Here is a 17,044-nt window from a genome sequence, read left to right as displayed (position 1 = left end):
TGTAGGATTGAGATAATAATAAAACACACAAAAAAAAGAGTGCTTTTTAGCACTCTTTTATGGTTTATGGCTAATGTATAATAAGAATTCAATAGAATTTTACTCCTTGGTTACAGACCATATTGCGTATCCTCCTGCAGGTGCCTGTAGTGTGGCATTACCCTCTGCATCTGTAGTAGGAGTAGCTCTAGAATTATCGGTATAGTCAACCAGGGTTTTGTTTGCCCAGTTGGTTTTTACAACACGTTGCTTTGTTTGCTGTCCAATATTCATATATAGAATTAGTCCCGGGTTATCACCGCTACCACTTCTTTTCATGATATACTCATCTTTACTAGCTTCGAGTATTTCGACATCACCAACGGCTAATGTCGTATAGATCTGGATAAGGGTTTTAAGTTGCCCTTTAAAAGCTTCATAATCAAGATAAAAAATAGTTGGATATCCATCATGAGTAAGAATATAAGAGTAGGCGAGTAGCTTGTTATTATAACTTATTCTATTCTCGGGATTATCATCTTTTTCGGTATCATGATTAGCAACAAAAGTAACGGCATTAGCTGGATCTAATTTTCTAAGCATATTATCAGCTTCGCCTAATGCAGTAAGATCATTTGCTCTGTCCAGGGTTTCATCTAATCTGTAGAAACATGCAAAATCAAATGCAGTTGATCCAGATGCATCTACCCAGTCTTTTAGTACCTGTTGATTACCATCAAAATTCTCTCCTACAGAGAATCCTCCAATTTTAGCATTCCAGGCTTTAACCCATTTAGGATCAAAACTCTTTACATAGTCAAAACGCCATCCATCAAAACCAAGGGTCTTTTTATAGAATTCTGCAACAGAATCATCTCTACCCCATAACCAATCCTGTACATATTGTTGATCGTGGCAAAGGTCTGTTTCTGCAAAAAATAATGCCTGGTCATCGTGATCATGAATATCATTAGGGTGAAAATGCTCGTTAGAACGATTAAATTTCCCAGAGGCATTTCCGTTTGATTCATTAAACAAAGAATATACTTCGGTACCCCCACGAAAAGGATTCGCTTGTTTTCCTCCTCCAGAGTTATGCCCCATGACGATATCGGCAATCACCTCTATATCATTAGCATGTGCTTTTTGGATAAGATCTTCTAGTTCTTGTCTGGATCCAAAACGGGTCTCTACAGTACCATGTTGATCAAACTCACCAACATCAAAATAATCAGAAGGGTCATATCCCATAGATAAACCTCCCGAGGCACCTTTTCCCGGAGCAGGGAGCCATATTCTATTGATTCCAGAAGCTTTATAGTCTTCAATCCTTGTGCTTACTTCATTATACCATTCTCCTGCAGGTTCTGTATCCCAATAAAAAGCCTGCATGAATACACCTGCATTTTCTTTCTTACGTGCTGCCAAATCCATTTTTAGAGATTGGCTTGTAATTATGGGTGCAGTATCGTTTGCAGAATCATCATCATCAGAACAACCGGTCAATCCAAGAACCAACCCTCCTAAAAGGAGGATGGTTTTGGTTGATATATGTGTTATTTTTTTCATTTCAAATTTTTGAGTGAGTACAGATTAATTATTGAATGATAAAAACATAACTTCCGTCTAAATCATTGAACCATACGTTGTATGTTCCCGCAGCAACAGGGATGTTAGGACCACCAGCAGTACCGTATCCTGTTATTGCAGTATCTGCACCCCAGTTTACATCCCAGGCATTATTAGCTCTAAATTTTCCTTCACCATTGGTTAATACAATACCATTGATATACCATAAGTGTGGATCAAAGGCAGATTGAGTAAGATCAGTATCATTATCCCATCCTCCCGGAGTAGAATCACCAATAATACCAATACCTTGAGCTGTATAATCAGTTGCACCACTAGCATCAAATGCATTAACAGTATAGGTTAAATCCTGAATGTTTACATCGAGTGTATAATATCCTTCTGCAGCAACAGAGAATGTATCCGGATCGGAACCAAGGGTCGCACTACTGGCTAAACTACCACCGCTTAATCCCCATTGTGGTTGCCATTCACCTAATACTTCTAAGAATTTGAAAGCGATATCACCACCACCTAAAAATCTACCAGTGAATTTAAATACATTCTGATTACTAGGATCTCTTACTAATGGAGGATTGTTATTATTATTCTCCCATCCTGGTGCAGTTGCACTACCTACTAAGAAAAGATCTTTTTGAGGAAGCACAGTGGCATAAGGAGTAACAGTTAAAGAGGTTGCATTAGATTTTATAGAACTTCCGCCATTTGTTCCAATAGAAGAAATCACACGTAGATCTATCGCTCCTTCATTATCAGGTTCTATACCTAATCCGATGGCAAGATTGTTAAGCTCTCCAATGGTCCAGTTATAAAAACGATCACTGGTAGTTGCAATAACAGCAGGGTCTAAGGTTGTTTCAAAATTAGTACCTCCTAAACCGGCTTCTATAGTATAGGTGATCGGGGTATTGATATTATATCCTGCATCTTCCCAAACTAAGGTAAAAGCACGTTGATCTGCCAAATCTTTAACAAGACCAACTGTAGAATTGGCGGTTACTATTAATGGCCCTTCTGTTTGTGATTCCTGAATAACAAACGTTGGTTCTTCATCTTCTACACATGCATTGAAGCAAAGTGCAGCGATACATGCAAATAGTAGTATTGATATTTTTTTCATGACTGAGTAAATTAAATTTGTAATCGTTGTTTTAGAATCCAGTATTCTGTCCTAAATTAGGATTGGCAGCTCTACTGGATGCCGGAACCGGAAATAGTTTAAAATTATCTGAGATTGAAGATCCATTGGGTGTCCCTCCTTTATATCTCCAGTTATAGGCCCCACCGGTATATTTACCATATCGGATTAAATCCTGCCTTCTGTGAGCTTCCCAATATAATTCTCGTGCTCTTTCGTCAAGAATAAAATCCAGGGTAAGTTCTGAATCTGTAATATTTCCAGACACATTTCCAAACGCTCTTTCTCTAAGAGCATTTACATACCCCAGAGCAGTAGCTCGATCACCACCACCACTTCTAAGATGAGCTTCGGCATACATTAAATAAGCATCTGCTAACCTGAATAAAGGAAAATCGGTATCGACAAATCTTGCACTTTGTCCAGCTTCACCTGTTGACTTAATGTTAGAATATTTAGTAACCAGATATCCTCTTGAAAAATCTGTAAAATCAGAACCGATTTCGATAGGTCTGTCCACAGGAGGATCTGTATTCGCCGGATCAGAACTAATATCCTGAGTTACCAAAGTATTTCTATTGTCATTTTGAAAAACCGGATCGGTAACAAATAGCTCAGAGAATTGTTTTCTAGCTCTATACAGTGTAGTAAATCCTTGAACCCCTAAAGAAGCGGGAGTAGGTTTAAAACCATCTGCATTTTGCTGTCCTTGGATAATGATCGATGCACCACCAAAATTTCTTACGTTAGCACCATCACCTACAATAGGAAATATGATTTCGTTTTGAGCACCATTAGCGTCATTATCTGCAATAAAGTTATACAGATAATTAGGTGTTAGTGAATACCCACTATTAATAATCTCTTGAGATGTTTGTAAGCAATCTGCATAACGACCATTACCAGCTCCTAAATACACTTCTGCATTTAAATAGATCTTAGCCAAAATCATTTTTGCCACTCCTTTATTAGCACGGGCATAGTTCTGACCAGGATTTACATCCAATAAATCTGCATTTACTTCGAGAAGTTCTTTTTCTATATAATCAAATAACACCTGACCTTTAATTTCCTGAACTCTTATAAATCCTACCTGATCATTTTCTGTTGCAAAAGGAGCACGACCATACAGATCCATAAGGTGATAATAGGCTAACGCTCGTAATACGCGAGCTTCTGCTCTAAAGGTTTTAACCTCATTTCTAAGGTCTGCAGATACACCTCTTTCATCTAATTTGGCAGCTGTAGTCTGGCGTAAAAATTCATTTGCCAGAGAGATTTCAAAAGTTGCTCTTGCCCAAAAACCAAGAACAATAACATTATTGGCATCCCATGTATTTCTCTGGATCTCACGTATACCAGGGTCATTCTCATAGGTCCATATCACTTGATCGGTAGATACATCCTGCATACTGAATAAACCTCGAACATATTGACTTGTTCCGGCATCGATACCTGCAAGGTTGGATTGATTAGGATCACCACTAGAATCAACATCAAGGCCAACTAATGATAAGTTTGCATATACACCACCAAGGGCTTTAAGGTAATCTTCTCGAGTATTAAATACATCACTCGCTAGTAAATCATCATCATCTTCTAATTCGATATCCAAATCCCCCTCGCAAGAGGTGAAGATACCTATGGATAGAAATGCGTATAAAAAGATCTTATATAATTTCATTTCTTAATTTTTTAGTATTTATAATTTAATCCTAGTAGGAGTGATCTTCCTCTAGGGAAAATAGTATTGTCTACACCGTTATTTTGGATTTCGGGATCTAGTCCAGAATAATCAGTAATGACAAATGCATTCTGCACTCCAGCCCATAATCGAAGACTGGATACTCCTTTCATAAGATCTTTAATAGTATATCCTAATGTAATGTTATCCATTCGTAGAAAAGAGGCATCCTCTATATAATAATCAGAAAGAATAACATCTGATGTATTCTGAAAATTAGTATCTACGATTGATGATGGTGTATTATTAAATACAGTTCTAAATATGTTACCTCGTTGTGCATTTGAAGAAGCAACATTATTATAGATTTCATTACCGATATTAGCTCTCATGCTAAAACTAAAATCAAAATTCTTATAGCTTACACTAGATTGAAGCCCCATGATTAGGTCTGGAGTACCTTTACCAGAAATATATCGATCATTGTTATTAATGATCCCATCACCATTAAGATCGGCATATGCTCCTTCTATAGGCTTGCCATTGGTATCATAAACTTGTGCATAGGTAAAGAATGAGAACGGAGCCTCTCCTTCTCTATGTATCTGGATTGTGTTACCAGTACCACCACCAATACCAGTGGTTAAGATATCCTGACCAAATGCCAGACTTTCAATCTCTCTATCGATGAATGTTGCATTATAGCTTACATTCCATTTTAGGTTGCTATTTCTAATAACATCGGCACTAATAGAAAACTCTATACCTTCTGTTATAAACTTACCTATGTTCTGGAATCCCTGGTTAGAAAAGTTGGCCGCATCGGGGATGGGCGCCTGAGAAAGTAAATCATCGGATTCTTTTCTAAATACATCGATTGCACCACTAATTCTATCGTTCCAGAAACCGTAGTCTAAACCGATATTATACTCAGTTATCTTTTCCCATTCGATATCTTCATTTCTAAATTGTGGCTGCACAATATTGATGACCTCACCATCAAGGATATATTGTGTAAGAGGACTACTTCTTCTGTATCGCTCCAGGTATGCATAGGCTTGATCGATATCTTGCTGACCAGTTATACCATATCCCAAACGTAATCGTAAATTACTTACGGTAGAAGAATTTCTAAGGAAATTCTCTTCGCTTATTTGCCATCCAAAAGAGGCCGAAGGAAAATATCCCCATCTGTTATCTTCTCCGAATCGAGAAGTACCATCTCTACGTATAGAGGCTGTTAAAAAATATCTGTCATTAAATTTTAAGTTGGTTCTTAAGAAATAAGCCAGTAGTACTTCGTCTGGATCAATAGTTCTTTCAGGGAAATTACCTGGATCACGCTGATCCCCTGTTTCATACTTATCTAATTCGAATTTTTGATATGAGTATCCTCCTGTAGCTTCGATATCTAATCGACCAAGAGTTTTGTTATACTTAAGGTAGGCATCTAGAAGTCGGTTTTTTACTAATAGATCTGTATCTGATTTAAAACCTAAAAATTCTCCTTGTGTAGCATTAAAACCGGTTGCGCTTTCGGTAGAACGTTCCTGGAATCTGTCTGTTTCGCTATCATCTATTCCCAGGTTTAATACAGCGCGTACATCGGGAAAGAAGTGTAATTGATAGTCTAGTTTTATATTCCCAAAATACCGTCTTACATTAGCGATCTCTTTTGTTTGTGATAGTTGAGCCAGAGGGTTTCTCTGAACATTGTTTGAGGCAAATCCAGTACTAGAATCTCGGTATTCAAAAAAACCTCCGTAGGGAGAACTTGAGTCAAGGACTGGCTGAGTTGGATCAAAAGTAATAGCCGCCCCTTCTACACCTGGCGCGAACCGGTTTTTTTCAAAGTTTAAGTTAGCGTTTACATCTATTTTTAGATGATTATCAAATAACCTTGGATTTAAAGAAAGAGATGTAGTCGTTCTTTCAAACTTAGATGTTTTTCTAAGTCCTTCCTGATCTGATCTTCCTATGGCAATTCTTGTAGGTAAAACTTGCATAAGAGAACCACTTACAGATAGGTTATGATCTGTTGAAAAAGCTGTTCTGTAAATTTCATCTTGCCAATCTGTATTCGCAGTACCCAAATCTGCAACGCGAGTTGGGAAATTTTCTGCAATAAATGCTCTATACTCATCTGCAGAGAAAACATCTACTGTTTCATGCGCACGAGTAGCACTGGTTTTAGAATCTAAACTGATCTGTAAGTTCTTTTTCCCTTTTTTGGTTGTGATAATGATTACACCATTTGCACCACGGTTACCATAGATGGCAGCTGCAGATGCATCTTTAAGAATAGAAAAAGACTCAATGTCGTTGGGGTTAATTGAAGAAAGAATAGATCTTGAACCATTGGCTAAATCTCCTGGATCATTTAGAGGTAAGCCATCTACAACAATTAGTGGATCATTAGATGCGTTTAATGATGCTCCACCTCTGATTCTGATTTCAGAATTAGCGGCAGGACCACCGTTAGTGTTAATGGATACACCGGCAACTCGACCGTTAAATAGGTTTTCGGGAGTAACATTGTTACCCGTATTGAAATCCTCTGATGTAACCAAAGCAACAGATCCTGTTAAATCTTTTTTTCTGGTGGCACCATACCCAATCAGTACTACCTGTTCGAGTTCTGCAGCATCTTCTTCTAATGTGATAGCTATAGTAGCCTGACCACTATATACCATTTCTTGAGGTATAAATCCAACATAAGAGAATACAATAATATCCTCATTGTTAACATTGTTTATAGTATAGTTACCATCAAAATCAGAGGTTGTTCCGTTTGTGGTTCCTTTAACAATGATATTTACACCAGGAATGGGCTGACCACTTCCAGCATCAGTAACTGTCCCATTAACAGTTGACTGTGCAAAAAAGCTCATTGGTATCAACCATAATAAAAACAATGCGCTTTTGGTAAATGTTTTCATAAAATTAAATTAGTTTTTGATTGTTTTACGTCTTATATTTTCACTTTCTGCAACCAAAGTATGTAAATTTTGTGTTAATTTTTTGTCAAGTTGTAGTCCGAACCTTACGCAAACGTTTGCGTGTGGAAAACTTTTAGAATTCTATCAAAATTTTAAGTATAATTCTGGTCATATGGCATATTTTGATGCTTACATTTGATTTTCAACTAAAAGATACGAATAATGAAAAGGCTGTATATATTGATTTAGGATAATTCAATATGTTTTTGTAGTACATTTTAGGTGGATTTACATCAAATGATCTGATGATAAAACAATAAAAGGAAAAGGATGAAGAGAAAAGTTACATTAAAACAGATAGCAAAGGAACTGGATGTTTCCATTTCTACCGTATCTAAAGCACTAAAAGATAGTGCAGAGATAAGTTTAGATACCAGACAAAAAGTAAAAGCCTTTGCCAAGCTATACAATTATAAGCCTAATAATATAGCGTTAAGCCTTAAGAATAGGAAAACAAAGACCATAGGTGTTATTATTCCAGAAATTGTTCATCACTTTTTTACAACGGTAATTGGTGGGGTAGAGAAGGTAGCAAATGAAAAAGGATACAATGTAATCATTTGTTCTTCAAACAATTCTTTTGATAAAGAAGTCATTAATTTAGAAATGCTGGCTAGTGGGAGTGCCGATGGATTTATCCTGTCTGTAGCCAAAGAAACACAGCTCAAAAAAGATTATCATCATATCGAAGAGACCATGAGTCAAGGGATGCCTGTTGTGCTTTTTGATAGAATTATTGATGAGGTTGTATGTGATAAAGTGATTATAGATGATGCTAAAGGAGCTCAAACCGCTACAAATCACCTGCTTTCTATTGGATGTAAGAAAATAGCCATCCTTACTACAGTAGATTATATAAGCGTGGGTAAATTAAGAACTAACGGATATTTAAAAGCGCTAAGAGCTTATGATATACCCGAAAAAGAAGAGCTTATCCTTAAAATAGAGGATATAGATAATTGTGAAGCCGAAATCTCGGATTTCTTAAAAGATAAGGATATAGATGCTGTTTTTGCAGTAAATGAATTATTTGCAGTTACTGCAGCCAAAGTCCTAGATGCACAAGGAAAAAAAGTACCAGATGATATCGCTATTATCGGGTTTACAGATGGTATTCTTTCTAAACATTTTATCCCAAGTTTAACTACGATAAGCCAGCATGGAGAAGATATGGGGATACGGGCAGCAAAACTTCTTATCGATAAATTAGAAGGGGATGATGCTGTAACAGAGGAGTATAGAACAGTTATTATTGATACAAGTCTGATTCAAAGAAAATCAACAAAAAAATAAAGAGAGGCTATTTTAATTAAAAAATTATAATATCTTTGACCTCGATCAAGACTTATATTTTCACTTTCTACTAAAATAAGTTTTGATAAGTAGTTTCGCTTATCATAGTAATAATTAAACATTTACTTGATGAACAAGCGTAAATTAAGTTTCTGGGAAATTTGGAACATGAGTTTCGGTTTTCTGGGGATTCAATTCGGTTTTGCACTGCAAGGCGGATTTATGTCTAGAATTTTCCAAACCTTAGGTGCAGAAAAAGATGCAATACCTTTATTGTGGATTGCAGCTCCTTTGACAGGTCTTTTGGTTCAACCAATTATAGGATACTTAAGTGATCGTACCTGGAGCCCAAGATGGGGTCGACGTAGACCTTACTTTTTAATTGGAGCAGTACTAAGTTCTATAGCGCTGTTTTTGGTGCCTCATTCCCCGGTTTTATGGGTAGCAGCAGGATTTTTATGGATTCTGGATGCTTCTATAAATATTTCTATGGAACCATTTAGAGCTTTGGTAGCAGATAAATTACCAGAATCTCAACGATCATACGGATTTGTTACTCAAACACTTATTATAGGTATTGGTACCTGGGTAGCTAGTAATTTACCTTGGATGATTTCTCAAATGGGGGTAAGTGATGCTGCTCCAAACGGTGTGATCCCTCTGTCGGTAAAAATAGCTTTTGCTATTGGAGCTTTTGTTTTTCTTGCTAGTATTTTATATACCGTTTTTACAACTTCTGAATATCCTCCCGAGGATATGGAAGAATTTAAACTAGAAAAGAAGAAAAAGAACCAATTTATACCTGATATTTTGAATAATATCGGAAGTATGCCACTTACTATGAAAAAACTTGGGCTTATCCAGTTTTTTAGCTGGTTTGCCTTTTTTACTATGTGGAGTCTTGCAAATCCGGCCTTAACAGAACATGTGTTTAATACTCCTGCACCAGTCGAATCAACATTTAATATGGATATCCCAGAGTCGGTTGCAGCATTTGAAAAAGCAAATACAGCATTTCAAAAATCATCTAACCAAGTTGGTCGATATATGGGGACATATGGATTGTCCTCTATGGCTTTTGCCTTGATATTAACTTTTTATACTTCGAGAAAAAGAATTAATAGAAAATGGGTTCACTTTGGATCTCTAATTTTGGGAGGTCTCGGTTTTATATCGATGTATTTTATTCCTTCACAAGAGTGGTTATTTCTTTCTTTTACTTTGGTAGGCTTTGCCTGGGGAAGTATTCTATCGATGCCATATGCTATGTTATCAAGTGCTGTAGACCCAAAGAAAATGGGAGTCATCATGGGGATATTTAATATGTTTATTGTGATTCCTCAAATTGTAGCAGCTATAGGCGGAGTTAATTTTGCATACAAACTTATAGGAAGTGAAACGATTAATGCAATGCTGGTAGCAGGAATAAGTTTGATCATTGCAGGGATGTGTAATTTGTTGATTGTAAATAAAGATGCTATAACGTATAACCCAAAAGGCGAGATAGAGTAATGAAAAAAGCATTTATATTTGATCTCGATGGTGTTATCGTCGATACTGCAAAATACCATTTTAAGGCCTGGCAAAAACTTGCCGATAGTCTTGGAATTTCTTTTTCTGAAGAACAGAATGAACAACTAAAAGGAGTAAGTAGGGTACAATCACTAGAAAAGATTCTGGAATGGGGAAACAAAACCATATCAGAAGAAAAATTTAGTCAATTGATGTCTGAAAAGAATACAGAGTATCTCACTTATATCTCTGAGATGGATGCTAGTGAAATCCTACCCGATGTGCCGAGAATTTTGGAATATTTGATTTTGGAGAAACAAGCAATTGCTTTGGGTTCTGCAAGTAAAAATGCCAGGGCGATTTTAGAAAAAGTACAGCTCTATGATAAGTTTAATACAATCGTAGATGGAACGAATGTTTCTAAAGCTAAACCAGATCCTGAAGTATTTTTATTAGGCGCCAAAGGATTGGGGATCTCCCCAGAAAACTGTATTGTATTCGAAGATTCTGTTGCCGGAATTAAGGCTGCAAATATCGCCAATATGATTAGTATTGGTATTGGTAATCAAGAAGTACTACACGAAGCAGATTACATTTTTAAAGATTTCACAGAAATAAAAGAAGAATTTATAAATCAATTGGTCACGGCCAAAAAAGTTTAGTAAGAATATAGAAAGCCACAGCAATTCATCCTAAAAATTTTGGATAAAATTCATGGCATGTTTTAGACAGACGTATATCTGTACAGGTCTGATTACTAAAAATGAATAAAAAAGAATAAATGAATCAGGATTATATAAAACCAGATAACTGGTCAATTATTGAAGAAGGGTTTGATGTAGAACGAGTTAAGTCATCAGAAAGCCTTTTTAGTATTGGTAATGGAGCTATGGGGCAGCGCGCCAATTTTGAAGAAACATATACTGGTCCTACTTTTCAGGGAAGCTATATAGCTGGAGTGTATTATCCAGATAAAACCAGAGTAGGTTGGTGGAAAAATGGATATCCAGAGTATTTTGCCAAAGTATTAAATGCTCCAAACTGGATCGGTATCGATATAGAAGTTGATGGAGAGAAGCTAGATTTATATACATGTAAATCAATAACCAATTTTAGAAGAGAACTAAATATGAAAGAGGGTTGGTATCAACGCTCATTTCATGCCGTTTTACCCAATAATATAGAAGTATCCGTTACATCTACACGTTTTCTAAGCCTGGACTTGGATGAAGTAGGTGCAATTAAATATGAAATAACTCCTGTGAATCAAGAAGCTACCATAACATTGGTACCATATCTGGATTCGGGAATCATGAATGAAGATACGAACTGGGATGATAAGTTTTGGGATACCTATAACCTGGCACACGAAGAAAACTCTGCATATATCTTATCTAAAACCATGAAGACTGATTATCATGTGTGTACAGGAATGTCAAATAAGATTTTTGTAAATAGTATACAAAAAGATATATCCCCAAAAGTAGAGGCTAACGGTACATACATACATTTAAAATATACTATTCAGGTTCGTAAAGGAGAGACGGCAGGTATCACAAAGTTTGGAGGATATACAGTATCTCTTAATCATAAAGAAGAAGATCTGCAAGAGGCTAGCAAAGAAATACTTAAGCAAGCTTCAGAATCTGGATTTAATGCTCTTTTGGATTTACAAAAAAAGGCGTGGTCTAGAGTATGGGAAATGGCCGATATTGTAATCGAAGGAGATGTAAAAGCACAACAAGGAATTCGATTTAATATTTTTCAACTCAATCAAACATATCTTGGTAAAGATGCAAGATTAAATATCGGGCCTAAAGGATTTACAGGTGAGAAATATGGAGGAAGTACATATTGGGATACCGAAGCGTATTGTATTCCGTTTTATATGGCTACCAAAGATCAAGGTGTAGCACGTAATTTATTGACCTATCGTTATAATCATCTCGAAAAAGCTATAGAGAATGCAAAAAAACTTGGTTTTACCAATGGTGCTGCATTATATCCTATGGTAACTATGAACGGAGAAGAATGCCATAATGAATGGGAAATCACCTTTGAAGAAATACATCGTAATGGTGCAATGACATTTGCAATCTACAATTATGTTAGGTACACAGATGATTATAATTATGTTACAGAGAAAGGGTTAGAAGTAATGATCGCCATAGCTCGTTTCTGGCATCAAAGAGCAACATTCTCTACAGATAAAAATAAATATGTGATCCTTGGAGTTACAGGGCCTAATGAATATGAAAATAATGTCAATAACAATTGGTATACTAATTATTTGGCAAAATGGTGTATCGAGTATTGTATTGAAAACGTTAATAAGATAAAAGCTCAATATACGAGTGACTATCACAGGATTATAGAAAAGACCAATTTAGATCAAGAAGAAATCAATGCAATGCTGGAAGTAGCTGATAAGATGTATTTTCCATATTCAGAAAAGCATCAGGTATACTTACAACAGGATGGATTCTTAGATAAAGAATTGATCACAGTGAACAATTTGGAAATGTCGCAACGTCCTATTAATCAAAAGTGGAGTTGGGATCGAATATTGCGTTCTCCTTATATAAAACAAGCTGATATACTTCAAGGGTTTTATATGTTCGAGGATCAATTTACCAAAGAAGAATTGACACGACATTTTGATTTCTATGAACCGTTTACAGTGCATGAATCTTCACTTTCACCATGTGTTCATAGTATTCAAGCGGCTAGCTTAGATAGAATGGATCAGGCGTATACTTTTTACCTGAGAACCTCAAGATTAGACCTGGATGATTATAATAAAGAAGTTGAAGAAGGACTGCATATCACAAGTATGGCAGGTACATGGATGAGCATTGTTGAAGGATTCGGAGGACTTAGAATTAAAAACGATACCCTGTCTTTTTCTCCTAAAATTCCTAAGGAATGGAAAGGGTATACCTTCAATGTAAATTTCAGAAATCAAATTCTTAAAGTAAAGGTATCTCAAGAAGGAACATCGTTTACTCTTGAAGGTACTAAGGAATTATTAATTTATGTAGATAATAAGGAGTTTAGAATTTCTCCCAACAGTTTAATAACTGTGTGATATACTATTGCTAAGAAATAGATTTTATAATAAGAGTTTTGCCCCCCAACCTTTTCTAGAGAGCAGAGTCGAGCTGTATTAAGATGAATGAACCCTACTTATTCGACTCTGCTTAAAGAAATAGTAATACTTTTTTTTCGCTAGACTAATTGTTTTCAAAAAAATGTTGATACCTACATTTCTATAAATACAAAATATATAAAAATGAAACGTAAACTAATTATATTGTTGTCCTTGTGTTTTATCGCGTTAGCCCAGGCACAGGTAGAAAAAATGGAACCTCCATTTTGGTGGAGTGCTATGCATCATGACGAGCTTCAAGTACTTTGCTACGGAAAAGATATTGCTAAATATAACGTAGAGAGTAAAGATATAACGATTAGGGATATTACAAAAACTGAAAACCCAAACTACCTGTTTATAACCTTAGATACTAAAGAAGTTAAAGCAGGTACAGTTTCAATTGATTTTAAAGAGAATGGTAGTGTAGTCTTTTCTCAACAGTATCAATTTAAATCCAGGAGAGAAAATTCTGCAGAAAGAAAAGGATTTGATAGTAGTGATGTGATGTATTTAATCATGCCGGATCGGTTCGCAAATGGTAACCCCGAGAATGATTCTCATAAGGATACAGTAGAAAAAGCAGATCGTTCTAATCCCGGAGGACGCCATGGAGGCGATATTCAAGGAGTAATTGATCACTTGGATTACCTTAAAGATTTGGGAGTTACGGCATTATGGAGTACTCCATTGCTAGAGGATAATGAATCAACATATTCATATCATACCTATGCGCAAAGCGATTTGTATACAATAGATCCAAGATATGGAACCAATGAAGACTATAAACGATTAGCTTCAGAAATGCATAAACAGGATATGAAACTGGTTATGGATTATGTAACAAATCATTGGGGGTCTAAGCATTGGATGATAAAAGATTTACCGACTAAAGATTGGATACATCAGTGGCCAGAAGGTTTCAGACGTAGTAATTATCGTATGACTACCCAGTTTGATGATAATGCTTCACAAATAGATAGTAAAGGATGTATGAACGGGTGGTTTGATACTACAATGCCAGATATGAACCAAAGTAACCCTTTACTTCTTAAGTATATTACCCAAAATGCAATTTGGTGGGTAGAATATGCCGATCTGGATGGTTTTAGAGTAGATACCTATTCTTATAACGATAAAGATGGGATAGCCAAATGGACCAAAGCGATTATGGACGAATATCCTAATTTTAATATTGTAGGAGAGGTATGGATGCACAATCAGGCGCAGATAGCATACTGGCAAAAAAATAGTAAAATTGGAGCTATTGATAACTACAATTCTCACTTACCATCGGTAATGGATTTTACGCTTCATGATGCCATTACAATATTATTTAATGAAGATGAAAATTCTTGGGATAAAGGAATGATCAGGGTATATAATAACTTCACAAATGATTTTCTATATCCCGATATCAACAATATTCTATTATTTGCAGGAAACCATGATACAAATCGTATTAATGAGATATATCAAGGAGATATTGATACCTATAAAATGGCGATGACGTTGATATTTACCACGCGCGGCATTCCTCAAATATATTATGGAGATGAAATAGGTATGTTGGGCAATCGTGATAAAAAAGGCGATGGTGATATTCGTCGAGATTTTCCTGGTGGATGGCAGGGAGATACAAAAAACGCCTTTTTGTCTTCAGAAATCAAAAATGGAAGAACCAATGACCAGGAAGCATTTTACTCTTTTACGAGCAAAGTCTTAAAATGGAGACAGCAGGCAGCCGTAATTCATACCGGGAAACTATTACAATTCATTCCTTTTGATAATGTATATGTATACTTCAGGTATAATGAAGAGAAAAGCGTAATGGTAGTTATTAATAATAGCTTAAAAGACCAACAGTTAGATATTACGCGATTCAAAGAAGGTATAAAAAACTATAGTGTCGGAACCGATATTATTACTGATTCTAATATAGGTATCACCGAGGATTTTAATATACCGGCTAAGACATCAATGATATTGGATTTAAAATAAAATATAACCACCTAATAAATTAAAATAAATGAAAAAGATAATCTTAAGTCTTGTCGCAATTGGAATGCTTTTTTCCTGCGGAAAGACAAAAAAAGAAGAAACTACCACTGCCAAGACTGAAGTTTTGGAAGAAATAAAAGAAGTACTGCCATCGATTGACGATGCCATGATGGAAAATGCAGTTATTTATGAAGCTAATATTCGTCAATATTCTGAAGAAGGTACTTTTAGTGCATTTACCAAAGATATTCCTGTTCTTAAAAAACTAGGAGTTAAAGTAGTATGGATAATGCCGATATATCCTATCTCTACAACCAAAAGTAAAGGATCATTAGGAAGTTATTATGCTGTATCTGACTATACAAAGGTCAATCCAGAATTTGGGACTATCGAAGATTTTAGAGCATTAGTAAAAACTGCCCATGATAATGGGATTTATGTGATTTTGGATTGGGTGGCTAATCACACCGGTTGGGATCATGTTTGGTTAAAAGAGCATCCCGAATATTACACCAAAGATAAAAACGGTGCTATTACACATACAGAAGGTACAGATTGGACCGACGTAGCAGATCTTAATTATGACAACCAGGAGATGCGTGAGCAGATGAAAAATGATATGCTGTATTGGTTAAAAGAAGAAGGTGTAGATGGTTTTAGATGTGATGTGGCAGGGATGGTTCCTGTAGATTTTTGGGATAAAACTGTAGCAGAATTTAAAAAGATTAAACCTGTATTTATGTTAGCCGAAGGTTGGGAGCCAGAATTATTAGAAAATGCTTTTGACATGGGATATGGATGGGATACGCATCATAAAATGAATGATATTGCCCAGGGAAAAGCTAATGTTACTGAATGGGATAAAAGAATGACCCAGATAGATACCATGTATGCAAAAGATGATATTCTAATGAACTTTACATCAAATCATGATGAAAACTCCTGGAATGGTACGGTCGATGAAAGAATGGGAGAAGCAAAAGAGATGCTCGCAGCACTTACATACCTTGCACCAGGTATGCCCTTGATTTATTCTGGACAGGAATATGATATGGATAAACGCCTTTTGTTTTTTGATAAGGATACTATTATAAAAAAACAAGGCAAATTTTTCCCGTTATATGAGAAATTAGGAACACTAAAAAATACAAATCCAGCATTACATGGTGGTAAAAATGCAGCTTCATACACTCGTATTAAAACTTCGAATGATACTAATGTGTTAGCATTTCTAAGAGAAAAAGAAGGTAATAAAGTGGTCTTTATTGCAAATATGACAAAGCAACCAATAAAATTTACTTTGACATATGAAGGAAAGTTTACAGATTACCTTTCTGGAGAAACAATAGAAGCATTACCAGGTGCAGCATACGAATTTGCTCCATGGCAATATCAGATTTTGATTGAAGAATGATATAGGTATTGGGTTTAGAACTAAAACACAAGTTATTTTTGGGGAAATTATTAGTTAATAAAATGTTAAATATCAATTTTAAATCTAATTCTTAATGTATTATTTGTTTATTTTAAATATCTGATTATCATATGGTTATTATGTTTTTTGAATTAAAAAATAAGGAGATTTGTTCTTTTTTTTACTGGTATTCCATAAGCTAATTTTTGAGGTTTGTAGTATCTTAGAAAAACGTTGTTTTATACTAAACAAGTAAAGAAAGCAACTCACTTTTTTAATTCTTAAA

General features: G+C 35.5%; 10 protein-coding genes. 6 read left to right on the top strand and 4 right to left on the bottom strand.

Going from position 1 to position 17,044, the window contains the following annotated elements:
* Positions 1-99: 99 nt before the first annotated feature.
* From AAFU52_RS25550 to AAFU52_RS25535, 4 genes are read right to left on the bottom strand one after another with little or no spacing between them, the layout of a single operon-like run.
* Entirely contained in the window at positions 100-1,548 is a 1,449-nt protein-coding gene (locus AAFU52_RS25550; protein ID WP_438424345.1) for an alpha-amylase, read from the bottom strand.
* 28 nt (positions 1,549-1,576) lie between these two features.
* Entirely contained in the window at positions 1,577-2,689 is a 1,113-nt protein-coding gene (locus tag AAFU52_RS25545) for a SusF/SusE family outer membrane protein (protein ID WP_438424343.1), read from the bottom strand.
* A 31-nt stretch (positions 2,690-2,720) separates the two neighbouring features.
* Positions 2,721-4,391: a RagB/SusD family nutrient uptake outer membrane protein gene (locus tag AAFU52_RS25540; protein ID WP_438424341.1), complete on the bottom strand. Its 1,671-nt coding sequence runs from the start codon at positions 4,389-4,391 to the stop codon at positions 2,721-2,723.
* Between the two features lie 11 nt (positions 4,392-4,402).
* Positions 4,403-7,330 (bottom strand): SusC/RagA family TonB-linked outer membrane protein, encoded by a 2,928-nt coding sequence (locus tag AAFU52_RS25535; RefSeq protein ID WP_438424339.1) that lies wholly within the window; start codon positions 7,328-7,330, stop codon positions 4,403-4,405.
* 330 nt (positions 7,331-7,660) lie between these two features.
* On the opposite strand from AAFU52_RS25535, the gene AAFU52_RS25530 reads away from it, so the two are divergent.
* The 6 genes from AAFU52_RS25530 to AAFU52_RS25505 all read left to right on the top strand — a co-directional run bounded on the left by AAFU52_RS25530 (position 7,661) and on the right by AAFU52_RS25505 (position 16,758).
* On the top strand, positions 7,661-8,683 hold the full coding sequence (locus AAFU52_RS25530; RefSeq protein WP_024770407.1) for a LacI family DNA-binding transcriptional regulator: 1,023 nt from the start codon (positions 7,661-7,663) through the stop codon (positions 8,681-8,683).
* A gap of 129 nt (positions 8,684-8,812) precedes the next feature.
* Entirely contained in the window at positions 8,813-10,195 is a 1,383-nt protein-coding gene (locus AAFU52_RS25525) for an MFS transporter (protein WP_024770406.1), read from the top strand.
* Positions 10,195-10,857, top strand: coding sequence for a beta-phosphoglucomutase (gene pgmB, locus AAFU52_RS25520; RefSeq protein ID WP_024770405.1), 663 nt, complete (start codon positions 10,195-10,197; stop codon positions 10,855-10,857). Before AAFU52_RS25525 ends, pgmB begins: the two co-directional genes overlap by 1 nt.
* A 119-nt stretch (positions 10,858-10,976) precedes the next feature.
* A complete protein-coding gene (locus AAFU52_RS25515) occupies positions 10,977-13,283 on the top strand; it encodes a glycoside hydrolase family 65 protein (RefSeq protein ID WP_438424333.1) in 2,307 nt (768 codons plus the stop codon).
* A gap of 204 nt (positions 13,284-13,487) precedes the next feature.
* Positions 13,488-15,344 carry a glycoside hydrolase family 13 protein gene (locus AAFU52_RS25510; protein ID WP_438424331.1) on the top strand — a complete coding sequence of 619 codons (1,857 nt, stop codon included), beginning with the start codon at positions 13,488-13,490 and terminating at the stop codon, positions 15,342-15,344.
* 28 nt (positions 15,345-15,372) lie between these two features.
* On the top strand, positions 15,373-16,758 hold the full coding sequence (locus AAFU52_RS25505; RefSeq protein WP_438424329.1) for an alpha-amylase family glycosyl hydrolase: 1,386 nt from the start codon (positions 15,373-15,375) through the stop codon (positions 16,756-16,758).
* The last annotated feature ends 286 nt before the right edge of the window (positions 16,759-17,044 follow it).

Origin of the sequence: Aquimarina macrocephali (assembly GCF_051627225.1) — a bacterium.
In the GTDB taxonomy this organism is placed as follows: domain Bacteria; phylum Bacteroidota; class Bacteroidia; order Flavobacteriales; family Flavobacteriaceae; genus Aquimarina; species Aquimarina macrocephali.
The sequence above is the reverse complement of the archived record's forward strand: the minus strand, read 5'-3'. Positions and strand labels throughout refer to the sequence as shown.